General features: G+C 65.5%; 21 protein-coding genes. 16 read left to right on the forward strand and 5 right to left on the reverse strand.

Annotated elements, in window-relative coordinates; translation table 11 throughout:
* Nucleotides 1-10: 10 nt before the first annotated feature.
* From KAR29_RS02365 to KAR29_RS02385, 5 genes are all read left to right on the forward strand, one after another.
* Nucleotides 11-2917 (forward strand): serine/threonine-protein kinase, encoded by a 2907-nt coding sequence (locus KAR29_RS02365; protein ID WP_274374051.1) that lies wholly within the window; start codon nucleotides 11-13, stop codon nucleotides 2915-2917.
* A gap of 109 nt (nucleotides 2918-3026) precedes the next feature.
* Nucleotides 3027-4823, forward strand: coding sequence for a bifunctional diguanylate cyclase/phosphodiesterase (locus KAR29_RS02370; RefSeq protein WP_274374052.1), 1797 nt, complete (start codon nucleotides 3027-3029; stop codon nucleotides 4821-4823).
* 160 nt (nucleotides 4824-4983) lie between these two features.
* Nucleotides 4984-5316, forward strand: a complete 333-nt coding sequence (locus KAR29_RS13980; protein WP_326520017.1) for a translation initiation factor — start codon at nucleotides 4984-4986, stop codon at nucleotides 5314-5316.
* A gap of 117 nt (nucleotides 5317-5433) precedes the next feature.
* On the forward strand, nucleotides 5434-6948 hold the full coding sequence (malQ, locus tag KAR29_RS02380; RefSeq protein WP_274374054.1) for a 4-alpha-glucanotransferase: 1515 nt from the start codon (nucleotides 5434-5436) through the stop codon (nucleotides 6946-6948).
* A gap of 87 nt (nucleotides 6949-7035) precedes the next feature.
* Nucleotides 7036-8562 carry a hypothetical protein gene (locus KAR29_RS02385; RefSeq protein WP_274374055.1) on the forward strand — a complete coding sequence of 509 codons (1527 nt, stop codon included), beginning with the start codon at nucleotides 7036-7038 and terminating at the stop codon, nucleotides 8560-8562.
* A gap of 12 nt (nucleotides 8563-8574) precedes the next feature.
* Here the strand turns inward: KAR29_RS02385 and KAR29_RS02390 are convergent, their stop codons facing one another.
* From KAR29_RS02390 to KAR29_RS02400, 3 genes are read right to left on the reverse strand one after another with little or no spacing between them, the layout of a single operon-like run.
* Entirely contained in the window at nucleotides 8575-8979 is a 405-nt protein-coding gene (locus tag KAR29_RS02390; protein ID WP_311135625.1) for an ImmA/IrrE family metallo-endopeptidase, read from the reverse strand.
* Between the two features lies 1 nt (nucleotide 8980).
* Complete coding sequence (locus KAR29_RS02395; protein WP_274374056.1) at nucleotides 8981-9352, reverse strand: helix-turn-helix domain-containing protein; 372 nt, start codon at nucleotides 9350-9352, stop codon at nucleotides 8981-8983.
* Nucleotides 9353-9401: 49 nt separating this feature from the next.
* Complete coding sequence (locus KAR29_RS02400; protein WP_274374057.1) at nucleotides 9402-10283, reverse strand: triphosphoribosyl-dephospho-CoA synthase; 882 nt, start codon at nucleotides 10281-10283, stop codon at nucleotides 9402-9404.
* A 144-nt stretch (nucleotides 10284-10427) separates the two neighbouring features.
* Here KAR29_RS02400 and KAR29_RS02405 point away from each other — a divergent pair, with 144 nt between their 5' ends.
* The 5 genes from KAR29_RS02405 (at nucleotide 10428) to KAR29_RS02420 (ending at nucleotide 14058) form a co-directional block, all read left to right on the forward strand.
* Nucleotides 10428-10679, forward strand: coding sequence for a glutaredoxin domain-containing protein (locus KAR29_RS02405; protein WP_274374058.1), 252 nt, complete (start codon nucleotides 10428-10430; stop codon nucleotides 10677-10679).
* Between the two features lie 13 nt (nucleotides 10680-10692).
* Nucleotides 10693-11580: a LysR family transcriptional regulator gene (locus tag KAR29_RS02410; RefSeq protein WP_274374059.1), complete on the forward strand. Its 888-nt coding sequence runs from the start codon at nucleotides 10693-10695 to the stop codon at nucleotides 11578-11580.
* 20 nt (nucleotides 11581-11600) lie between these two features.
* Entirely contained in the window at nucleotides 11601-12851 is a 1251-nt protein-coding gene (locus tag KAR29_RS14000; protein ID WP_407649521.1) for a tetratricopeptide repeat protein, read from the forward strand.
* 218 nt (nucleotides 12852-13069) lie between these two features.
* Nucleotides 13070-13540, forward strand: a complete 471-nt coding sequence (locus KAR29_RS14005; protein WP_407649564.1) for a lytic transglycosylase domain-containing protein — start codon at nucleotides 13070-13072, stop codon at nucleotides 13538-13540.
* Between the two features lie 20 nt (nucleotides 13541-13560).
* The gene (locus tag KAR29_RS02420; RefSeq protein WP_274374061.1) at nucleotides 13561-14058 is read left to right on the forward strand and encodes a YbaK/EbsC family protein; all 498 of its coding nucleotides are present in this window, start codon (nucleotides 13561-13563) and stop codon (nucleotides 14056-14058) included.
* Between the two features lie 3 nt (nucleotides 14059-14061).
* On the opposite strand, the gene KAR29_RS02425 is transcribed toward KAR29_RS02420, so the two are convergent.
* Together KAR29_RS02425 and KAR29_RS02430 are read right to left on the reverse strand one after the other, a co-directional pair.
* Nucleotides 14062-14487: a PPC domain-containing DNA-binding protein gene (locus KAR29_RS02425; RefSeq protein WP_274374062.1), complete on the reverse strand. Its 426-nt coding sequence runs from the start codon at nucleotides 14485-14487 to the stop codon at nucleotides 14062-14064.
* Between the two features lie 273 nt (nucleotides 14488-14760).
* Nucleotides 14761-15747, reverse strand: coding sequence for an asparaginase (locus tag KAR29_RS02430; RefSeq protein WP_274374063.1), 987 nt, complete (start codon nucleotides 15745-15747; stop codon nucleotides 14761-14763).
* 98 nt (nucleotides 15748-15845) lie between these two features.
* Between KAR29_RS02430 and trkA the strand changes: the two genes are divergently transcribed.
* From trkA to KAR29_RS02460, 6 genes are all read left to right on the forward strand, one after another.
* On the forward strand, nucleotides 15846-17201 hold the full coding sequence (trkA, locus tag KAR29_RS02435; RefSeq protein ID WP_274374064.1) for a Trk system potassium transporter TrkA: 1356 nt from the start codon (nucleotides 15846-15848) through the stop codon (nucleotides 17199-17201).
* Nucleotides 17202-17203: 2 nt separating this feature from the next.
* Entirely contained in the window at nucleotides 17204-18655 is a 1452-nt protein-coding gene (locus KAR29_RS02440; RefSeq protein ID WP_274374065.1) for a TrkH family potassium uptake protein, read from the forward strand.
* A 77-nt stretch (nucleotides 18656-18732) separates the two neighbouring features.
* On the forward strand, nucleotides 18733-19656 hold the full coding sequence (locus KAR29_RS02445) for a chemotaxis protein CheV (protein ID WP_274374066.1): 924 nt from the start codon (nucleotides 18733-18735) through the stop codon (nucleotides 19654-19656).
* Entirely contained in the window at nucleotides 19653-20600 is a 948-nt protein-coding gene (locus tag KAR29_RS02450) for a hypothetical protein (protein ID WP_274374067.1), read from the forward strand. Before KAR29_RS02445 ends, KAR29_RS02450 begins: the two co-directional genes overlap by 4 nt.
* A gap of 372 nt (nucleotides 20601-20972) precedes the next feature.
* The gene (locus KAR29_RS02455) at nucleotides 20973-21461 is read left to right on the forward strand and encodes a deoxycytidylate deaminase (RefSeq protein WP_274374068.1); all 489 of its coding nucleotides are present in this window, start codon (nucleotides 20973-20975) and stop codon (nucleotides 21459-21461) included.
* 24 nt (nucleotides 21462-21485) lie between these two features.
* A complete protein-coding gene (locus tag KAR29_RS02460; RefSeq protein ID WP_274374069.1) occupies nucleotides 21486-22061 on the forward strand; it encodes an HDIG domain-containing metalloprotein in 576 nt (191 codons plus the stop codon).

The following is a 22061-nucleotide window of genomic DNA, read 5'->3' on the forward strand; positions in this document are numbered from 1 at the left end:
GACAAGAGCGATGGATGACGCGCCCCGGCAGTCCCTCTGTCCTCTCTGCCTTCGTCCCAAGCCTGCGGAAGGGGAGTGTCCTCACTGTCACTGGCCCGGCGACGTCCTTCGGAGCCTGCCTCAGGCTCTCAGGCCGGGGACGGTTTTGGCCGGGCGTTACCGGACGGGGAAGGTCCTGGGTCAGGGCGGTTTCGCCCTGACCTATCTTGCTTTGGACCAGAGCCTGGAGATCCGCCTTTGCGTGAAGGAGTACTTTCCGGCCAATCTGGCCCTTCGTCAGGATGACGGCTCCGTCCGGATCAAAGATCCGGACGGAGCCGAGGCGTTTAACGAGGGGCGGACGCGCTTCCTCCATGAGGCGCGCATCCTGGCTCGTTTCGAGGGGCACCCCGGCATTGTCCCCGTCAGGGACGTCTTCGAGGAGCGTGGGACGGTCTACATCATCACGGGCTACCTCGAGGGGCTTACTCTGAAGCAGTTTCTGCGTGAGCAGGGCGGAAAGATCCCGTTCGATAGGGCCCTCTCCCTTTTCATGCCCGTCATGGACTCCCTGCGGGCCGTCCACAAAGCCGGCGTCATCCATCGCGACGTCAGTCCCGAAAACATCTTCCTGACCACGGAAGGGCAGGTCAAACTCCTCGATTTCGGCTCTGCCCTGGTCCTCGACGGCGCCGACAGGGGCTTTACCGTCGTCGTCAAACCCGGCTATGCTCCAGCCGAACAGTACGAGGAGGGGGGCGACCAGGGCCCTTGGACGGATGTCTATGGTCTGGCCGCATCTCTGTATCGCTCCCTCACGGGGTTGCTCCCTCCGACGGGGCCCGAAAGAGTCGCCGGAAAGGCGCTCAAGACGCCGTCCGAACTGGGCGTTCCCCTTTCCTCCTCCCAGGAAGCCGTCCTTCTCAAGGCCCTCGCCGAAGCTCCTCAGGACCGTTATCCCGACGTGGAGGCCTTTCAGCGGGCTCTCGTCGAAGCCGACGAAGGGGCCAAATCGGGAGGGCGCCGCGAAAGGGGCGGAGGTGTTTTCGGCGCGGCCTTTCTCCTCTTCGTCGCCCTAGCCTTGGGCGGCTGGTGGGGATGGAACGGCCTGAGCCCGCAACGCCTCGAAGAGAGAGGGCGGGTCCGCCTTGCCGCCGGCGACCCTAAGGGTGCCCTGCCCCTTCTGGAGCGGGCTCTGGCCCGTTCGGAAGGGCCTCAGCGGGAGCTCTTCCTGCTTGTGGCGCAGGCTCAGATCTCCGCCGGGAAAGCCCGGGAGGGACTGGCCTCCCTGGCCCGCGTCGAGAGTCTGGGATCTCTCCCTCCGGAGGGCCTTCTGCTGGCCGGGGAGGCCTATCGGCTCCTCGACGAAAAGGAGAAGGCCCTGGCCTTTTTCCGGGAGGCGGCTCAGCTCACAGGGGATGATCCCTCCCTTTGGCTTAGGACGGCCCGCAGCGCTCTCGCCGCAGGACGTTTCGACAGGGCCGACGAGGCCTGGCGCAAGGTCCTGGCCCTCGATCCCGATCAGCCCGAGGCCCTCGAGGGACTTGCCTCCGCGTCCGAGAGGAAGAGCAACCTCGACGAGGCGATCCGTCTTCGGCGACAGCTCGTCGAAAGGGCCCCGACGGCCGAGGGGTGGCGAAACCTGGCGGCCCTGCTCGAACGGAAAGGCGATGACGACGGCCTTCTCGAGGCGCGCCGAAACGTCGTCGAACTCGAGCCTCTGGGTTCTGATTGGGCCGCCCTGGGCCGGGCGTTTCTCCGCCTGCGGCGTCCCTCCGAGGCCGCAGAGGCCTTCCGCAGGCAGACCCAGGCGGTTCCGGAAGAGGGAGAGGGCTGGCGCGATCTGGGCGTGGCGCTTCTTCAGGCCGGCAGGGCGCAAGAGGCCGCCGAGGCCCTCTATCGTGCGTCGGCTCTTCGTTCGGGCGACGCCCTTCTGTGGGAGAACCTGGGACGGGCCTGGAAGGAATCGGGGCGCTTCCGCGAGGCGGAGGGAGCCTTCCGCCGGGCTCTGGAGATCGACGGGGCCCGTCGGGACTGGTGGGATGAGCTGGGCCTTTCCCTCATGGCCCAGAGGCGCTTCCCCGAGGCCGTGGAGGCCCTGGAAAAGGCGGACGCCGGGGAGAAGACGGAACGGACCTATCGAATCCACCTCGCCGAGGCGTTGGCGGCCTCGGGGCGCGATGTGGAGGCCCGGGAGCTTCTGCGGAAAAAGACGGAAGAGCCTCTTCCCGTCGAGGGAGCCCTCCTGCTGGCCCGGATCCTCGAAGGACAGGGCGCCTTCGCCGAGGCCGCCGAGGCCTACGACCGGGCTCGTCGTCTTCAGCCGGGTGCCCTTGCGCCCCTTCTCGGCCTCGGACGTTCCGCTCTCTCCCTTCGGCATCCCGACAGAGCCCTGCCCTTCCTCCTCGAGGCCCTGAGCCTCGCTCCCGAAGAGGGAGAGACTCTCCTCCTCCTCGGCCGGGTCTATCTGGACCTGAAAGATCCCGATCGGGCCCTGATCCAGCTGAAAGAGTATCTTCGCCTGAGGCCCGACGACGAGGAGGGATGGCGTCTTCTCGGTGAGGCCTACCTGCGCCTGGGCCGGACGGATTCCGGCGGGCCGGTGGTGGAGAGGAGGCCGGACAAAAAAGAACAGGGACAGAAGGGACCGGAGCGAAAGGAGCAGGAGCCGAAAAAGCAGGAGATCAAGGAACAGGAAATCGAGAAACAGGAAATCGAGAAACAGGAGATCGAGAAACAGGAGATCGAGAAACAGGAACCGGGGCAGGAAGAACCGACGGAAGAGGGATCCGGTGGGGAGTCCCCCGCAGGAGGTGCGACGACGGCTCCCGTCGAAGGCGCTCTTTCGCCCGATATCGTTCCGGAAGAACCGATCCCGGAACGGCCCGTTCCTTCCCTGGCCCTTCCCGGAAGGGACAGAACGGTGTCTCAGCCGTGAAGAGGGAGAGACGGTCCTTCGTGACGAAAAAGGGCGGTCCCCGTGACGGAACCGTGTCCTTTTTCGGCTAGGATAGGGCCTGTTGGGGCTTCCGGAGGGGGGAGAGCGTTTGAGCTCGTCGATGGATCTTGTCTGCGACGTTCCCGGCGAGGCCCTCGGAGGCATCTTGCGCCGGGACGGTCTTCTTTCGGTCTTTCAGCCCATTCTGGATCTCCGCAGCCGGTCGGTCTGGGGGTACGAGATCCTCTCCCGAGGGGACGTCCCTTTAGAGTCGGCTCAGGCGCTTTTTGCGGCCGCACGCGAGAGCGGCCGCCTCGGTGACGTGGAGATAGCCTGTCTCAGGAAGGCCCTCCAGACCGTCGCCGAAGGGCCCTTCCTTCTTCTCAATCGGTTCTTCCTCAACGTCAGCCCTCCCGTTCTCCTCTCTCCCGAGTTTGCCCATGCCTTCAACGGAGAGGTCGTCGCGGCCTTCGGCCTCTCTCCGGAGCGCCTCGTCGTCGAAATCACCGAAAGAGAATCCATCGCCGATCTCGATCTGTTCGGCCATGTCGTCGATCGCCTCCGCCGTCAGGGTTTCCGTATCGCCCTCGACGACATGGGCGCCGGCCATTCCGGGTTGAGGACCCTCATGGCCTGTCTGCCCGATTACATCAAGCTCGACATGAGTCTCGTCCGCAAGATCCAGGACGAGCCCAACTGCCAGCATCTCGTCCGTTTCCTCCTCGATTTCGCGGCCCAGATCGGCTCCCGCATCATCGCCGAAGGCGTCGAAAGCTGGGAGGAGTTCGATGTCCTGGCTCGCCTCGGCGTCCCTCTGGTCCAGGGGTTCCTTTTCGGGCCTCCGCAACGGGAGCCGCTGTCTCCCTCTCCGTCGGTCATGGAGCGCGTCGGCCGATCCTGCCCAGACGAGAGGAGGAGAGGCCCCTTCTCCTCCCGCCCGGAAGGGGTGGCCCGTCTGGCGATCAGGGGAAAGGTCGTGGAGAAGGGGCTCTCCAGGGGACGTGACGTGGATGCCCTCTTCCGGCGGGAGTGCCGTCTGGATCACCTCGTCGTCCTCGACGGAGAGGAGCCCTGCGGCCTGATCACGCGACAGTCTTTCTTCCAGAAAATGGGAGGCGCCTTCGGCTATCACCTCTATCGGGAGCAGGCGGCGGAGACGCTCTCGAAGAGGGATTTCCTCGTCGTTCCCGGCGACATGTCCGTCTGTACCGTGGCCAAATCGGCCATGGAGCGCGATCCCGAATCGCTCTACGATCCGGTCCTCGTCGTCGAGGAGGGGCGTTTCGTCGGGTCGGTGACGATGAAACAGATCATCTCCCACTCCGTGCGCTTCGAGGTCGACGAGGCCCGCAACTGCAACCCGCTGAGCGGCCTGCCGGGCAATCGGAACGTCGAGGAGTGGATCGAGGAGGCCCGACGCAGGGGCTCTCCCTTCACGGTCGTCTACGCCGATCTGGACCGCTTCAAGGAGTTCAACGACCGATACGGATTCCTTCAGGGAGATCGCCTCCTCCGCCTCACGGCCGACCTTCTGCAGGAGGGGCTGGAGGGGCTCCCCTCGGGAACGAAGATCGGACATGTGGGGGGCGACGATTTCGTCCTCGTCGCCCCCGGCGAGGTCTCCCTGGAGGCCCTCGAATCGCTCTGTCGCTCCTTCGACGACCGAAAAGGGATCTTTTTCTCGGAAGAAGAGCGGCGGCGGGGAAGTTATGAGGCCAAGAATCGGAGCGGGGAACGAGGTCCCGTCCCCCTGGTGACGCTCAGTCTCGCCGCAGTGGAAAGCGACCGTTCCGATGGGGCCGGGGGCCTGGCCGAGAGGGCGGCGGCCCTCAAGGAAGAGGCCAAGGTGATTTCGGCGCGGGAGCGGGTCAGCTCCGTCACCGCAGAGAGACGGGAGGACCGGTAGACGATTCCGCCTTTTCTGCCGTTTAACAAAAGGCCTCTTCCCGTTACAATGGGAAGAGGCCTTTTGTCGGCCTCGAAAGGAGAGATCTTCTCTGGCCGCGGCGAAAAAAAGAAAAGACAGAAGTGTCACGGAGGGCGCCCTCCCCTCTCTGGGGGAGGTCATGGACGTTTTCTTCCCTCCGGTACTCCCCCCGGAGGCGGTCGCCTCCGAACGGCCGTCGGGGCCGTCTCCCGCCCCGGAGGGAGGAGCTCTTCCCGCTCGGGCTCTGATCAGGCGGAGCCGTAAGGGGCGGGGAGGGCACACGGTGACTCTCGTGGAGCTCCCGGGACTTTCCCGTTCCGCCAGGGCAGATCTGGCAAAAAAGATGGCCCGGGCCTTGGGGTGCGGTTCCCGTCTGGAAGAGGATAGGGTGGTGCTTCAGGGTGATCAGATGGAGCGGGCGGAAGCGTGGCTGTCGAGTTTGGGCGTCGTCCGCGTCGTCCGGGGAAATTGATGTGGAAAAGATCCGTTCCGCCGAAAGAGGGGCGTTGCCCGTGAAATCATGTCCGAATACAGACGAGGCCCACCACGAGGGCGTCTTTGTCTCCGTCGTCGGAGGCCTTGCCGAACGATGAGGGAACGGCGCCGCTCCGGCCTCCTCCTTCATCCCACCTCTTTCCCCGGTCCCTGGGCGATCGGTGACCTGGGGCCTTCCGCCCGGCGTTTCGTCGACTTCCTCGTCTGTTCGGGGCAGACGATCTGGCAGATCCTTCCTCTTTCTCCGACGGACGGGGCCCTGGGCGATTCCCCCTACAGCAGTCCCTCCGCCATGGCCGGAAACACGCTTCTCCTATCGCCGGACGATCTGTTCGAGGAGGGATGGATCAAAACTCTTCCTCCTCCGTCGCCGGGCCGGGGCGACTCCGTCGATTACGACGGGGCCCGAAACCTCGAATCGGCCCTTCTCGACGAGGCCTTCGAGACGTTTGTCCGTCGCGGCGACGCCTTGCCCTTTGAGGCTTTCCGTCGCAGCGAGGCCTGGTGGCTCGATGAGCACTGTCTCTTCTGCGAGCTGAAGGAGCGCTTCGATGGCCTGCCCTGGTCTCAGTGGCCCATCCCCTATCGGGATCGCCACGACGAGGCTCTCGCGGCCCTTTCCTCCGAGCGGGAGCGATCCCTTTCCCGCCGCGCCTTCGGCCAGTTCCTTCTCTTCCGCCAGTGGGAGCGCCTCAAGGGTTACGGGGCCGAGCGAGGCCTTTCCCTCTGGGGCGACCTTCCCATCTATCCCAGCCTGGACAGCGTCGACGTCTGGAGCCGCCCCGATCTCTTCCTCCTCGACGGAGAAGGACATCCTCTTGCCCTGGCCGGAGTCCCTCCCGACTACTTCAGCGAGACGGGGCAGCTCTGGGGGAATCCTCTCTATCGCTGGGAAAGGCACGAGGAGGAGCGTTTTGCCTGGTGGATCCGTCGGATCCGTCGGCTCCTTGCGCTTTTCGACCGGGTGCGCATCGACCACTTTCGGGGTATCCTGGGATACTGGGCCATCCCCGCCGGAGCGAAGGGGGCTGCGGAGGGACGCTGGGAGGCGGGGCCGGGAGAGAGACTTCTCGCGGCTCTTGAACGTGCCTTTCCCTCCATGCCCTTCGTCGCGGAAAACCTGGGCGTCATCACCGACGATGTCACGGAGGCCATGAGGCGTTTCAATCTTCCCGGAATGGCCGTCCTGCTCTTTGCCTTCGACTCCGTCGGGGCCAACCCCTATGCCCCTCACAACCACGACCGCTGCAGCGTCGTCTACACCGGCACGCACGATAACAACACGGCCCGCGGCTGGTGGGAGGGGGAGGCGACGGAAAAGGAGCGGCGGAATCTGACGGGCTACCTCGGCCTGGAGGGCGATCTCGCCTCGGGCGAGTCGGTGGCGACCTGTCTGGTGCGGATGGCTCTGGCTTCCGTGGCCCGCTGGTGCGTCCTTCCCCTTCAGGATCTTCTCCGAGCGGGAGGGGAGGCCCGGATGAATCATCCCGGGACGACGACGGGCAACTGGGGATGGCGTTTCGATTCCTGGGAAAAGGTCGAGGGGAGTGGTCCCTTTCTCGCCGACATGACGGCTCTGGCGGGTCGCTCTTCACGGACAGAGGGCTGAGGCCTCCTGTCCCCGCCCGGCAGACACACTTAAACGCGAGGGGCACCGCCCTCTTCTCGGGCGGGTTCGGCTCCTTCAGAGGGAGGAATGACCTTGGCAGGCCTTTCCACGGAGCTTCCCGGTCCCTGGGCGGGGGGCGGAATGAAAACCACACTGGAGGGATTGGAGGACGCCGGTTGTCTGATCAATCCCCTGCGCGATCTTCGTCGTTGCGTCGACGACAGGGAGGTGGAGTCCCTCGATCAGCTGAGGGCGCTTCTGTCGACGCTGGTTTCGCTCGACGCGAAGGAGGAGGACAGCGAAAGCCGCAAGGAGCGTCGCCTTCTCGGCGACCGGCTCTACCAGGCCTACTGGTCCGTCCTGGAGAACCTCCTTCAGTATCGTCTGCGCCTCTCCGTAGACGGCCCCTACGAGCCCTCCATGGAGGAGCTGGCCCTCTTCGATTTCGGCGTCGTCGACGACAGCCTGACGGCCTGCCCCGTGGGGATGCTCGGCGAATTCTATTCCGAGGCCCATCCCCTCGATGGCTTCCGTTACGGTCGGTTCAGCGACTACCTGGCCGAAGAGTGGGTGCTCACCGGGAAGGCGCCCTTTCCCTCTCCGAAGGGGGGCTCGGGGTTGACCGAGCAGATCGACCTCCTTCAGGGCGAACTGCTGGCCAAGAGGCGCCAGCGTCGTTTCGTCCTGAATCTCCTCTCCAAGGCGGGCGCGGAGCGATCCGTCCGCGACGTGGGGGAATCCCTCTCCTACATGGAGGAACACCTTCTCGACCGGATCGAGCTTCGCAGGCGGACCTACCGCGTCCGCTTCGCCGAGGCCCGCGAGGAAGCCAGCCTCGACGAGATCCGCCGCCGCTGGGACGAAAGCCGGGGGGCCTGGCTGAGCTCCCTCGACCGCTGGGAGGGGTCGACCGTCGACGACATGATCCGCCTCGTGCGCTCTCTCCGCGAGATCGATGCCGATGAGGATCGGGCCGCGGACCTCCTCGTCCATCTCAGGGAGGAGGAGCGCCGCCGCCTCTACCGCAGGGACCGTCTGCAGGAGAAACATCCTTTCGCCGATTCGACGGCAAGAAGGCTTTTCCTGGGCGACGCCCTGAGGCGGAAGAGGGAGTTCCTGTCCATGGCGGCCAAGAGGGCGAAGGTGGAGCGATCGGCCCTTTTCCGCGGGCCTCGCGGCCTGGCCCGCTGGTCCGAGATCTCCTCGGCTCTCGCTTTCCTCCTCGGCCATGACGGAGGCGTCGTCGAGACGTTCCGCGTCCGAATCCACGGGCTGCCCCGGATCGTGACCTTTCCCGGAATGGGCAACGCCGTCTACGACTGGGAGGATCACTCCCTCCTCGTTCCTCTCTACCCGCCCAAGGGCGTCGACGTCTCCCTCGCCTGGGGCATGGCCCTTTTCCGCTGGGATGCCGACGACGACAGGGAGTTGAAGGACAGCTACGGCCTTCTCAAGCTCAACAAGGGCAAGAGCATTTCCGCTCTCCAGGAGAGTTTCTGCGAGGACTATCAGACGTGGATGACGCGGGAGGTCCGGGGATATCGGGTTCTGCCCGGCGAAGCCTTCCGCTGGTTCAGCCAGCGTTTCAGGTTTTCCGGCAGGGAGGAAAGCTGAGGAAGCCCCTTCTCACTCGTCCAGCTCGGCATATTCGGGCCAGATGACGGCCCAGGCGAAGAGGTCGGCCTGGACCTCGAAGCTGGACAGCGGCGTCGCCGTCCTGGCCCAGAAGGCCTCTCCCCGGCGGTGCGACAGGAGATGGTAGAGTTCGTGAAAGAGGGCGAAGCGGCGCCAGAAGGGGGGAAGGGTGCGGTTGATGATCAGTCGTGCCCGTCCCCCCTTCACGATGTGAAGTCCCCAGAGATGAGGGGGAAGGGGTTCGTGGCGAAGGTCGATGACCTTGCCCGTCAGCGTCTCGGCCCGTACGAGAATGTCGAAGGAGCTGAGGTCACGCCAGGAACGCCCCTCCTCCAGAGCCCAGGAGGGCAGGTTCTCGGGGGGAGGGGGAAAGTCGAAGGCGTCGTTCCGTTCCAGTTCAGTTACACTCCTCTTGGGCCTCTTCCTGCTCCCACTCGGAGAGGGCCGCGTCGATCAGCTTCCCCACGAGACGGAGGTCTTTGGTCGAGAGCTTCTTGCTGCGGTACCAGATCTCGACGTCGGCCTCCCGGGAGAAGAGCTCTTCGATCTGGAACCGAGACCCCTTGCCCTGAGGGAGGTTCTGGACCAGGTCGCCGGGGTCGACCTGCAGGGCAAGGGCCAACCGGTGGAGGAGCTTCATCGACGGCAAGCGACGATTGCTTTCGAGAGCCTGGACGTAGATCCGGCTGACGCCGACCTCTTCCGCCAGGACTTGCTGCGTCTTTCCCGAGGCCTTGCGGAGAACTTTAATTCGCATGCCGAGACTCATCGTAAGGACCACCTCCTGCTAAGGATGTCTATAAATATATACTATAAATTTATTGTTGCCAAGATGTCTGAAGGGCGATCTGCTCCACTTCGTGCAGAAAAAGGACGCAGGCAAGCAGATCGGCGGCGCCTCCGGGGCTGACGCGTGTCTCTTTGAAGCGTTCGTTCAGCTCCTCGAGGGCGCGCCGTTTCGCGTCGTCCCAGCGGAGATGGGTCCGGCGGAGGGCGCGAACGAGGGGCAGGTAGCGCTCCTTCCAGAACGCGAAGCCGCCGCGGTGGATGACGTTGCTGTCCTCGCAGCTTTCCATGAGGGCCAGGAGGGCATCCAACGCCGCCTCTTCGAGGGTGCCCCCATCGTAGAGGCTCCGGTTCAGGGTCGGAAGGCCCTGCTCGACGAGGGAGGGAAAGCCTCTTTCGGCCTCGCCTCGGATGCCCGTCACCCCGTGGCGGAGGTAGAGCCGTTCCCCGTGGCTGAGAGGTCTTGCCGGAGGGGTTTCCCGGAGCGTCTCCAGTTCGGCGCGGACGCAGCCGGAGACGAGGCGCGAGGCCTCCCGGGCGATGGCTCTCCCTCGGAGGCTCTCCTTTCGGGCCAGAAGACGTCCCGTCCCCCAGAGGAGAAGGGAGAGGGCGAAGATGAGTCCCTTGTGGGTGTTGACTCCCCCGGTGGCCTCCAACATGGCCCCTTCCATGACCCTCCCCCGTTCCCTCAGGAGGGGCATGGCCTTCCCCGGGTCTTCGACGTCGATGCCGATGCGTGCCTGAAGGGACCAGTGAGGCGCCAGGGCCGAGGCGCTTCGCAGGAAGGTCCCGAAGGTCATGTCGTCGTGGGCCCCGCTGCCGCCTCGGTCGACGAGACCGGGCTTGGGCGTCGCACAGACCTCCCACAGGAGGGCCCATGTCGCTGCGGTGCCCAGGAGTTCGGCGTCGTTCATGGTGAGGCCTCCCTTGACGTCTCTCCCGAGGGAAAGCATACTGTCCGTCGATCAATCTTAAGGCTTTTGTTCTTCCAGGGAAAGGTCTTGCCCGTCGGTCGTGATAAAATACGGCCCAGTAGAAGCGTGAAAGGAGGGTCTGCCATGACCGTCAAAGCTGTCGTCTATGTCACGTCGACCTGCCCCTGGTGTCACCGCCTTCAGGATTACCTCACCCGCAGGGGGGTCTCCTACGAGGCGATCGATGTCGGTTCCGGAGCCGACAAGATCGAGGAGGTCCGCCGCATTTCGGGGCAGATGGGCGTTCCCGTGACGGTTCTTGAGGAGCATGTCATCGTCGGCTTCGACAGGGACGCCATCGACGAGGCCCTCGCCTCCTGCGGGTTCGAAGGCTAGAGGTCCCTTCTTCGTGGAGCTGAGGGAGCTGGAGAGTTTCATCGCCATCGTCGAGAGCGGCTCCGTTTCCCGTGCCGCCGCCTCCCTGGGGCTCTCTCAGCCGGCTGTCAGCAAACACCTGGCCCATCTCGAGGACGAGCTGGGCGTCGAGCTCCTTCTGCGAGGGAGGACGCGTTCCGTTCCGACCGTCGAAGGGGAGATCCTCCTCCTCCGGGGGCGGAAGATCCTTGCGGAGCTGCAGGGAGCCGCCGATGAGATCCGACAGTCGGGCGAGGCCCTCTCGGGCACGGTGACCGTCGCCGCGGGGTCGATCCCGGGAGAGTTCATCCTGCCGCCCCTCCTCCGTCGCTTTCACGAGCGCCATCGGGGCCTTGCCATCGTCCTCGAGGATCTCGATTCCCGTCGGGCCCTGGAGGCTCTCGTCGGCCGTCGCGTCGACGTGGCCTGCCTCGGCGAAGATCGCCTTCCGGCCGGCTACGTCGTCCGTCCCTTCGTCGTCGACGAACTCGTTCTGGCCTGCGGCTCGGGGAGGCCTTTCTCCGAGAGGGCATCGATCTCTCTCGAGGCGGCTCGGGACCTGCCCCTCTTGGGACGTCTCGACGGGTCGGCCTCGCAGGCGATCTGGGAGGCCGCCCTGCGGCGGAAGGGCCTCGTCCCTCCCGATCCGCGGCTGCGGTTCAAGGGGACGGGTGCCCTTCTCCGCGCTCTGCGGGGGGGATCGGTCTTTGCCGTCGTCTCCCGGTGGGCCGTCGTCGGCGAGACCATCGATTTCCTCCCCTTCGATCCGCCCCTGACCCGTCCCTTTTTCGTGGCCCATGGCCAGAGCCTTTCCCGGGCGGCTCAGGCCCTCGTCGACGATCTTCTTGAGGCAAAGGAGGGGTTTCCCTGTTCGGATCGCTGAAATGGAAAAGAAGGTCGGTCTTGCCTCCGGTTCTCCTGTCCCTTTGTCTGTTTCTCGCCGTTCCGGCCCTGGCCCTTGACGCCGACGGGGCCTTTGACGCCCTTTTCTGGGACCGGAACTGGTCGGCCCTCGAGGCGAAAGAGGCCTCGGGCGATCTCTCCCCCCGAGAGGTCAGCCTCGTCGCCAACGGCCTCTGGTTTCAGGGGAGATGGGCGGAGAGCCTGTCTCGCCTCAACGGCCTCGGTGAAGCCCTTCCGGCCGGTCTCCGCCCCTATCGGGAGATGTTGAACGTCCTCGGACTGGAGCGGACGGACCGGAAGGCCGAGGCGCTGGAGAGAGCCCGTGCCCTCTGGGGAGAGGTTCCCGACGATCTCCGCTACTACGTGGCCTACGCCCTGGCCCGTCTGGAGCCCGATCCCGCGGCACGCCACGAGAACTACCTGCGCATGGCCGACGGCGCCTTGGAGAAGGCCCAACTCCGGTCGGCGCTGAAGGAACTCGTGGCCCTGCCCGGGGCGACCGTCGACGAGGCCCTTCGCCTCGTCGAACTGGAGCCCCGCAACGCCGCGGCCCTGAAGATCCTGTCCGAGGCCCCCGCTCCCTTGCCCGACGCCGGAGCCTTCGCCCTGGGCTATGCCGCCTACCTTCGCGGAAAATACGAGACGGCCGTCGACTGGCTGAGCCGCGTTCCCGACGCCTCGGAAAAGGGAGATCGGGCCCGTTTCTACCGCGGCTACAGCCTGTACCGGCTCAAACGGGACGGAGAGGCCCTTGATGTCTGGCATCCTCTGCTGCTGAAGGAGGGGAGTTATGCCCGATCGGCTCTGCGCCGTGTCGCCGTCACGGCCTCGCGATCGGAGAGGGCGAAGGCCCTGGCTCTTCTGGGCGAGGCCGCCGCGAAGGAGACCTCCCTGGCGGCGGCGGCCCTGCTCCGCCTGGCTGCCCTGACGGGGGGGAGGAGGGCGAGGTCTTTCGGGACCGCCTCGTGGAAAGCCATCCGGCGTCGCCCGAGGCCGTTCAGGTCCTCTGGGATCGGGGCTGGACCCTCTGGAAAGAGGGACGGCACGGAGAGGCCCTCCCCCTCTGGCAGAAGGCCCTGGACGGAGCCACGGAGGAGCGCAGCAGGGCAAGGCTTCTCTACTGGACGGCCCGCTGCCATCACGAGGCCGGTCGCGAGGAGGAGGTCCTCCTCCGGCACGACGAGCTGGCCCGTCTCCATCCTCTGTCGGTCTACACGCTTCAGGCCTTTTCGGGAGAGAGCCGCCCTCTGAGCGAGGAGCTGCCTCCCGAGCTGTCCGCCGGGGCCGATGACCTGGAGCGCTGGGGCTTCGTCCACTACGCCCGGCTCCGCCATCTCCGCTCCGGGACGGATCTCGGCCAGTACCGGGCGGCGCTGCTCTCGTCCTGGCTCGGCGATGATCGGGGCGCCTATGTCGTCGCCGTCGGCCTTCAGCGCTTCCTGGTCGGCGAGGGCCCTCTTCCCGCGCCCCTGCTCCGGCTCCTCTATCCCCGCCCCTACGGGAAGCAGGTCCGCGAGGCCGCGTCGCGCTACGGCGTCGATCCCTTCCTGGTCTGGTCCGTCATGCGCCAGGAGAGCGCTTTCGATCCCGAGGCGACCAGCTGGGTCGGCGCCATGGGGCTCATGCAGCTCATGCCGGCGACGGCAAAAGAAGAGGCCCGGCTCCTCGGCGTGGAGTCGGACCGCTTCTACGACGTCGGCGTCAACATCACGCTCGGGACGGGCCACCTGGCCCGTCTGTTGCGGCGTCATCACCGTCTCGACTGGGCTGTCGCCGCCTACAACGGCGGGTCGGGCAACGTCAACCGCTGGCTCAAGGGGAACGAAGAGGCTCCGCAGGAGCGGTGGATCGAGGAGATCGGCTTCGATGAGACCTCGGACTACGCCCGCCGCGTCCTGGCCAATCTGGCCCTTTACCGGAGCCTCTACGCCGAGAACTGACCTTGGAGGGATCGGAAACGATGATGCAAGACGCCATTTCTCCCTGGGAGGGGAGCGATCCTGTGGCCCGCGTCGAAAAGGCCCTCCGCGAGCGGGGCTACGCGGGAACGGTCCTCCGCAGCGAGGCCACGATCTTTACCGTCGACGATGCAGCTCGCGCCATCGGCGCCCATCCCGAGGAGATTCTCAAGACCATCGTCCTCGTCGCCGACGGCAAGCCCCTTCTGGCCCTCATGAGAGGGCCGAACCGGATCCACACGGGCAAGGTGAAGCGATTTCTGGGGGCCAGAAAAGTGAGCATGGCCTCGCCGGAGGTCGTCTACGGGCTCTCGGGCTTCCGCATCGGCGGCGTCGCTCCCGTAGGCTATCCGCAGGAACTTCCGGCCCTTCTCGACGAGGATCTCTTCCTCCACGATACGGTCTGGGCCGCGGCGGGGACGGACCACGCCTTCTTCCCCGTCGCGCCGGTCGAGCTGCAGCGTCTCACGGGGGGAGAGGTGGCCGACATCCGCCAATAGGGGCTACTCCCTCCGGACGGGCACGAGAGCCTCGAACCAGCCGTCGAAATCGCGGCTCAGCAGAATGGAGCGCAGGGGGCGAAAGAAGACCTCCATGTTGTGGTCGACGACGACGCGGAGGAGATGGCCTCCGGCCGTGGTGTGGTCGCCTCGCCCGAAGACGCCGTGGAGGTGGGGATAAAGCTTCTGTCCCTTGTAGCTGATATTCCCGCTGAGGGCCAGGAGTTCGAAGGTCTCCCGAAACGTCTCCGTGAGGTATTCGCTGCCGGTGTACCAGCCGAAGGTGATCTCCCGTGCCATGCCGACGGCTCCGACGAGGACGGCCGAGTCGATGGAGCACTCTTCGCAGAGCAGAGAGAGGGAGGAGTGGAGCTCCTCTCCGTCGGAGAGCCGCAGGGCCGCCATTTCTTCCGAAAACGCGTAACGCATGGTCGTCGCCTCCTTGTTGTGGACTCGTCTCTATTGTAGGACAAAGAGGAGCCCTTGGCCACAGACAACGGAAGGGGCGGGATCGTGCGATCCCGCCCCTTCCGTTGTCTTCACGCTCTTTCGAAGCCCCTAGGAGTCAGTCGGACTTCTCCGGAAAAAGGTCGATGGGGCCTGATCTATGAGACGGAGCGCCTGGTTCGAGGACAAGGAATTCCTTTCAGGTAACATCAAAGGGCATCGATCCACGATCGTCAGGCCAAGCCCGACAGACTCCTAGGTTTCGAGGAGGTACTTGCGGAGATCGTCGCCCTGGAGGCCCGCTCCCAGGCCGACGGAGAGGCGCAGGCGGGCCTGGACGGGGCGCCTGCTGCCCCCGCTGAAAACGCCGAATTCGAGGAGTCGCCGGGCGCTTCCCTCGAAGCCGTAGAGGGTGTCGACCGTCCCCTGGGGACAGCGCGACGTGACGACGAGGGGAACGTTGTTTTTCAGGAGCGTTTTGATGTGGGGAAGCCAGGCCGGAGGGACATTGCCCAGCCCGAATCCGGCCAGGACAAGGCCGTCGAGGGGAGCTCCCTGGGCCAGGGCGGCGATGAGGCGTTCGCCGCCCCCCAGGGCGGCCGTCACGAGCTCCACCTCCCGGGCAGGCGTCACGGCGCTGCTGAAGGAGGTGGGGCGCTTGGGACGCCGCACGAGGACGATGCGGTCGTAGCGGATCTCCCCCACGGGGCCCAGGCCCGGAGCGGCGAAGGGATCGCGACGGTGGGGGATCTCCTCGGTGATTTCCGAGGCGGCGAAGAGCTGATCCTGGAAGCAGGCGAGGACGCCCAGGCCCCAGACGGCCTCGCAGCGGACGGCCAGAAGGGATTGATGCAGGTTGATCATGGCGTCGGAGCCGACGAGGTCCGAGGGGCGCATGGCGCCGGTGAAGATGACCGGTTGAGGGTAGGTCCAGAGGAGATCGGTCAGATAGGCCATCTCCTCGAGGACGTCGGTGCCGCAGGTGACGACGATGCCCTGGACGCCGTCGACGACCAGCTTCTTGAGTACCTCGACGAGGTCCGTCGTCATGCGGATCGAAAAATGGCTGCTCGGCTGGTGGCTCCAATCGACGACGAGGATGTCCCGTCGGATCTCCTCCGGAAGCCACCGGGCGATATCCTCGGCGCTCAGGCCCGGCGCATGTCCTTCCTGTCGCTCGCTGAAGATCATGCCCATCGAACCCCCGGCGGCGACGAGGGCGATCTTGTCTCGTTGCGGCATCGCGGCTTCACCTCCCAAGATTGATTCAGTCTACCACTCGGGCCATAATGGGAGCCAGTCGGAATTCGGATCCGAAGAAAGAGCGGGGAGGTCGGGTCATGCGCATCGTCATTATCGGGGCGGGAGAGGTCGGGACCAGCCTCGCCGCCAGTCTCGTCGAGGATGGACATGACATCGTCGTCGTCGAACAGGACGAGGAGAAGATCGCCCGCATCGAAAACGAGCTGGACGTCATGGCCGTCCTCGGCAACGGGGCCCGGCCCCAGGTCCTGGAAAAGGCCGGCGTGGGCCGCGACAGGATCGATTTCCTCATCGCCTGCACCGATAGGGACGAGGTCAACATCTTGGCCTGCTGGATCGCCCGTCGGGCCGGCGTGGGCTCGGTCATCTCCCGGGCCAGGAGCATGGAGTTCACCGACACCAAGGCCTGGGCCCGGGACCTGGGCATCCAGGCCATGATCTCTCCGGAGCGCTCCGTGGCCCGTCAGATCGAAGAGCTGCTCTCCGTCTCGAGCGCCCTCGAGGCGGCCGAGCTGGCCGGAGGGCGGGCGGGCATCTACGCCTTCTCCATCGCCGACCACTCCTCCCTGGCCGGAATGCGTCTTCGCGACCTGACGGCGACGCACCCCCGGATGAAGGCCATGATCGTCTACGTCAAGCGGGGAGGGGAGGGCCTCATCCCCGCGGGGAACGATCGGCTCCTCGCCGGCGACATCTGCTACGTCGTCGCCCTTCGGGAGCAGGTCTGGCAGCTGGAGGAGCTTTTTCAGCTGCGCAAGAGCCGCTCCCTTCATCGCGTTCTCCTCGCCGGAGGGGGCAAGTCGGGCTTCCAGGTGGCCAGGCTCCTGGAGAGCCGCGGCGTCGACGTGCGCCTCATCGAGCTCGACGGGGAGAAGTGCGAGCGCCTTTCGCAGGAGCTGGAGCGGACGCTCGTTCTCCACGGCGACGCCGCCGATCAGGCCCTTCTCCGCTCCGAGGGAATCGATCTGGCCGACGGGTTCGTCGCCACGACGGCCTCGGACGAGGTGAATATCCTCTTGGCCGTCCTGGCCAAGGCCATGGGGGCCAAGAAGAGCGTCGCCCTCGTCCGCCGCAAGACCTTCCGCAGCCTCGACCGCTACGTCTCCGTCGACGCCATGATCGATCCCACGGAGGCCCTCACGTCGGTCATCCTCCGCTACGTCCGCTATCCCGGCGTGGAGGGGGCCCTCTCCCTCTTCGACAAGATCGGGGCCGAGACGCTCGAGGTGGAACTGGCCGAGGACAGCCCGGCCCGGGGGCGTCGGGTCATGGATCTGGGCTGGGAGCCCGGGACGCTCATGGCCCTCGTCATCAGGGGGCACGATGTCTTCGTCCCCCGAGGCGACACGGTTCTTCAGGGCGCCGACAGGGTCCTTCTCTTCTCGACGCCGGAACGCCTGAGGCGGGCCGTGGACGGGCTGGGAGTCCACTGACGATGCGTCTTGCCATCGTCGCCAAGGTCCTGGCCCTGGTCGGCGCCGTCGTCTCTTTGTCCATGATCTGGCCCCTGATCTGGGCCCTCTGCGACGGGACGCCCGATCGTCGCCCCTTTCTCCTCTCCATCGTCGCCGGTCTGCTCCTCTCGGCGGGGCTCTTCATGGCCGGAGGCGGGAGCTCCGTCCGGGAACTGGGGACACGGGAGGCCTTCGCCGTCGTCACCTTTTCCTGGATCGTCGCCTCCGTCGTCGGCGGGCTCCCCTTTCTCCTGGCGGGGACGGTTCCGAACTTCACCGACGCCTTTTTCGAGGCCATGTCGGGCTTCTCCACGACGGGTGCCTCGGTCCTCACCGACATCGAGGTCCATCCCCGGGGAATCCTCTTCTGGCGGGGGCTCACTCACTGGCTGGGGGGGATGGGGATCATCGTCCTCAGCCTCGCCGTCCTCCCCTTTCTCGGCGTCGGCGGGATGGAGCTCTACCGGGCCGAGGTTCCCGGCCCCATCCAGGAGAAGCTCACGCCGCGAGTCCAGCAGACGGCCCTCCTGCTCTGGGGCGTCTATCTCCTCTTCTCCTTTCTGGAGATGATCGCTCTCATGCTGGGCGGCCTCGATCTCTTCGAGGCCCTGACCCACACCTTCGCCACCATGGCCACGGGGGGGTTCTCCACCCTCAACGGCAGCGTCGGCCAGTACGGAAGCGCCTATATCGACGGCGTCGTCACCTTCTTCATGTTTTTGGCAGGGGCCAATTTCGTCCTCCACTATCGGCTTCTCCGGGGCGATCTGAAGGCCTGGTGGCGCGACGGCGAGTTCCGCTTCTACCTGGGGCTGACGCTGGTCGCGACGGCGACGATCACCCTCTTCCTCCTGTGGCGCCGGAATTACGCCTCGCCGGTCGAGGCTCTCCGCTACGCCTCCTTTCAGGTCGTCAGCATCGTCACGACGACGGGCTTCGTCACGGCCGACTACGAGCTCTGGCCCGTCTACGCCCAGGTCGCTCTCTTTTTCCTCATGTTCGTCGGCGGTTGCGGAGGGTCGACGGGAGGGGGGATGAAGAACGTCCGCATCATGATCGTCCTTCGCCAGGTTTACGGCGAGTGTCGCCGTCTCCTTCACCCCCAGGCCGTCGTCCCCCTGCGCGTCGGCGGGTCCGTCGTGAACCGCGACGTCGTCGCCGCCGTTTCGGCCTTCGTCATCGCCTATCTGGGGCTTTTCGCCCTCTTCTCCCTCGTCATGGCCGGGCTGGGGCTCGACGTGACGACGGCCCTTTCCTCCGTGGCGGCCACGTTGGGAAACATCGGGCCCGGGCTGGGCGGCGTCGGCCCCTCGCACAACTACGCATTCGTCCCCTCGGCGGGGAAGTGGGTTCTTTCCTTTTGCATGCTTTTGGGACGGCTGGAACTCTTTACCGTCCTCCTTCTTTTTTTCCCCGAGACGTGGCGGCGCTGAAACACGTTGAGACTCACCCCGCTTTGCCCTATAGTTGGGGAGAAGCCAAAACAGGACTCTGATTTGGAGGGATCGGGATGAAAGACGATAAGATTCTCACCGAAGTGGGAACGAACGAGTGGCAGGTCGTCGTTTTTCTGCTGGGCGAACAGGCCTTCGCCATCAACGTCGACAAGACGCGGGAGATTCTTCGTTGGACCGGTGTCCGTCCCGTTCCGCAGAGTCACCCGGCCATGCTGGGGATCACGACGGTCCGAGGCGAGGTGATTCCCCTTATCGATTTGAGGAACTATCTGGCCATCGCTTCCGATAGGGATCGGGAGCTGGACAAGGTCATCGTCGCCGAGTTCAACAAGATGAAGCTGGGCTTCGTCGTCGACGGCGTCGAGAGGATCTACCGCATCAGCTCCGAGGAGCTCGACTCGACCCTTTCGGGGACCTTCCTGGGCGACGACGCCCTCTACGTCATCAAACGCGAGGGGCGCAACATCCTCCTCCTCGACTACGAGCGCATCGTCCAGGTCGTCAACCCCAAGATCGCCGAGGCCTACCACCTCGATCCCAAGAGGAAGCGGCAGGCCGTCCCCTCTTCTCTGGGCGATCCGGGCTCCTACAAGATCCTCGTCGCCGAGGATTCGCCGCTGATCCGCAGGCTCATTCAGGACGCTCTCGATGCCGGCGGCTTCCACAACGTCGAGCTCGTCAGTCACGGCAAGGCGGCCTGGGACCGGCTCATCGAGCCCGACGAGCACTTCGACCTTCTCATCACCGACATCGAGATGCCCAAGATGGACGGCCTCACTCTGACCCGCCGTCTTCGGGAGGACGAGCGCTTCGCCCCCATGAAGATCATCGTCTACTCGTCCATCATGGCCGAGGACATCCGTCGCAAGGCTGCCAGCGTCGGGGCCGATCTTCAGATCACCAAGCCCGAGATCGCCTCCCTCGTCGACGAAGTCTGTCTCCTCCTGGCCGGCTCCAGGACGGTTGAAAGTCGGTGACGTTCCTCCCCTACTGGGACCGTCATGTCGACATCGACATGGATTCCTGGGCGCCCTACGGAGTCGATTTCTTTCCCGTCTCCGTCAATGCCCTTCACAGCGAGATCCTTCACCGCATCGCCACGAGGGCCTTTCAGCTCGACAGCGAGTTTCTCTGTCTGCGGAGTCTCAAGAGCGGCCAGATCGGTCCCCTCATGCGGGGCAGCCTTCTCGACCCGGAGCGGGCCGGAGTCGACCTGGGGTTCCTCATGGTCTTCGGCTACTCCAAGGCCATGGAGGCCTTGGCCCATCTCGTCGCCGAGGCCTCGAGGGGGCTTCGGGCGGGGTTGACCCTCTGCGGTTTCTGGGATCGGTCCATCCTCGTCGACGAGAGCAAGGTCATCGCTCTGGCCAGCGAGAATCCCCTTTTCGACGAGGAGACCTTCTTCGCCCTTTTCGGCGAGGCCCTGGAGAAGGCCTGCGAGGGGACGTCGAACGTGGCCTATTTCGCCGAGCGCTTCGGCTACCGTCGCTTCGCCATCGCCTACGACACCGATGACGTGACGGACCTGCGCATCGCCCAGACCCTTTTCGACTTCGAACTCGACGAGACGCGGCGCATCGTCGGCCCCGCGCCGGAACTCTCCTTCCCCCCCTCATGTCATAAGGTCTGGGGGGAGGCCGACCGGAGGAAGTCGAAGAGCTCCCGCCAGCCCCTGCCCGTCCTCCAGGTCACCACGTCGAGCCCCCCCGGCCTTCCGAAGAGGGAGCGGAGGGGCTTGCCCGTCTCGTCGACGACGAGGAGCGTCGGCAACGTCGGGAAGGTCCTGTCGGGACTCAGACGGGCCAGGTGGCGGGCCCACTTCTTGTGGCAGTGGAGTGTCAGAGGCGTCGGGCCACGTCGGCAGGCGATGTCGAGAAGGGGAAGAAGAGGCTGGCAGTCGAGACAGGCGGCCTCGCAGTAGCAGCGGAGGGCCAGTCCCCTCCGCAGAAGGGGCAGATTCCCGTCGAGTCCCGGCGTCTCCAGGAAGAGGGCCTCCATGGCCCGGTAACAGGCCAGAAGGCGGGCATCGCAGAGGCGGTAGAAGGCGTCGACGGAGAGACCCTCTTCCGTCCAGAAATTTTCCCGTGTCAAGCCCTTTCACTCCTCTCCGATCCACAGGCGGAAACAGGATGGAAGCCTCATCGGTCCGGCCCGGAGGCGTCTGGAAGGCGGAGACCGTTGCCTCTCATCCGTGGATCCGACGGAGTTTGCCTTGAAGAGCCTGCGGGTCAGGGCTCCTCTCCGACTGGAGGCTCACCCATTTTATCAGTCTTGAAGGGAGATGGTGGCCGTCATGACCTCCAGGCCCGATTGGGACAGCTATTTCCTCACCATCGCCGCCGTCGTGGCCACCCGGAGCACCTGTCTGCGCCGTCACGTCGGCGCCGTCCTCGTCCGGGAGAGACAGATCCTGAGCACGGGCTACAACGGCGCCCCCCGGCGAACGCCTCACTGCGACGAAGTGGGTTGCCTCAGGGAGAGCCTGGCCATCCCCTCGGGAGAGCGCCACGAGATCTGCCGCGGCTCCCACGCCGAGATCAACGCCATCGCCCAGGCCGCCGCCGTCGGCGTCGCCACGGCGGGGGCGACGCTCTACTGCACCCACGAGCCCTGCGTCTTCTGCACCAAGGCTCTCATCAACGCCGCCGTCGACAAGATCGTCTACATCCACCCCTATCCCGACGAGCTGGCCCGCAGACTGAGGGCCGAGGCCGCCATCGCCGTCCTCCAGCTCCCGCCGGCCGTCCTTTCCGATCTGGGCTCGCTTTCTGCCAGGCCCTGACTGAACGAGGAGGTTTTTTGCCCGATGACCCTGACGCGAGAGAAAGCCCTGGAACTTCTGCAAAGGCACAACAACGACGAAAGCCACATCCGCCACGGCCTGGCCGTCGAGGCCGCCATGGCCCATTTCGCCTCCCTCTACGGCGGCGACAGGGACGACTGGGCCATGGCCGGTCTCCTTCACGATCTCGACTGGGAACAGACCGAATCCGACGTGGCCTCCCACGGAACGGTGGGCGCCTCTCTGCTCGAGGCCGAAGGGGCTCCGGCCTGGCTCTGCCGGGCCGTCATGGCCCATGCCGCCGACATGAGCGGTGTCAGACCCGAGACGGACCTGGAGAAGGTCCTTTTCACCGTCGACGAGATGACGGGTTTCGTCACGGCCGTGGCCCTCGTCCGCCCCAGCCGGTCGCTGCAGGATCTGGAGCTCAAGTCGGTGAAGAAGAAGTGGAAGGACAAGGCCTTCGCCCGCGGCGTCGACAGAGATGTCGTCGCCCGTGGGGCGGCCATGCTCGACAAGCCCCTGGACTGGATCATAGAAGAGACCCTCGTCGCCCTTAGGCCCGTCGAGAGGGAGATCGGTCTCGGCGAGACCGTCTGA

It is taken from the genome of Aminithiophilus ramosus, assembly GCF_018069705.1.
GTDB classification, from domain to species: Bacteria; Synergistota; Synergistia; order Synergistales; family Aminithiophilaceae; genus Aminithiophilus; species Aminithiophilus ramosus.

Coding starts and splice junctions, on each gene's coding strand:
- KAR29_RS02440 (WP_274374065.1), top strand. CDS start 17,204: ATGCGTCTTGCCATCGTCGCCAAGGTCCTGGCCCTGGTCGGCGCCGTC.
- KAR29_RS02430 (WP_274374063.1), bottom strand. CDS start 15,747: ATGCCGCAACGAGACAAGATCGCCCTCGTCGCCGCCGGGGGTTCGATG.
- KAR29_RS13980 (WP_326520017.1), top strand. CDS start 4,984: ATGGACGTTTTCTTCCCTCCGGTACTCCCCCCGGAGGCGGTCGCCTCC.
- trkA (WP_274374064.1), top strand. CDS start 15,846: ATGCGCATCGTCATTATCGGGGCGGGAGAGGTCGGGACCAGCCTCGCC.
- KAR29_RS02400 (WP_274374057.1), bottom strand. CDS start 10,283: ATGAACGACGCCGAACTCCTGGGCACCGCAGCGACATGGGCCCTCCTG.
- KAR29_RS02425 (WP_274374062.1), bottom strand. CDS start 14,487: ATGCGTTACGCGTTTTCGGAAGAAATGGCGGCCCTGCGGCTCTCCGAC.
- KAR29_RS02460 (WP_274374069.1), top strand. CDS start 21,486: ATGACCCTGACGCGAGAGAAAGCCCTGGAACTTCTGCAAAGGCACAAC.
- KAR29_RS02405 (WP_274374058.1), top strand. CDS start 10,428: ATGACCGTCAAAGCTGTCGTCTATGTCACGTCGACCTGCCCCTGGTGT.
- KAR29_RS02395 (WP_274374056.1), bottom strand. CDS start 9,352: ATGAGTCTCGGCATGCGAATTAAAGTTCTCCGCAAGGCCTCGGGAAAG.
- KAR29_RS02445 (WP_274374066.1), top strand. CDS start 18,733: ATGAAAGACGATAAGATTCTCACCGAAGTGGGAACGAACGAGTGGCAG.
- KAR29_RS02455 (WP_274374068.1), top strand. CDS start 20,973: ATGACCTCCAGGCCCGATTGGGACAGCTATTTCCTCACCATCGCCGCC.
- malQ (WP_274374054.1), top strand. CDS start 5,434: ATGAGGGAACGGCGCCGCTCCGGCCTCCTCCTTCATCCCACCTCTTTC.
- KAR29_RS02365 (WP_274374051.1), top strand. CDS start 11: ATGGATGACGCGCCCCGGCAGTCCCTCTGTCCTCTCTGCCTTCGTCCC.
- KAR29_RS02385 (WP_274374055.1), top strand. CDS start 7,036: ATGACCTTGGCAGGCCTTTCCACGGAGCTTCCCGGTCCCTGGGCGGGG.
- KAR29_RS02420 (WP_274374061.1), top strand. CDS start 13,561: ATGATGCAAGACGCCATTTCTCCCTGGGAGGGGAGCGATCCTGTGGCC.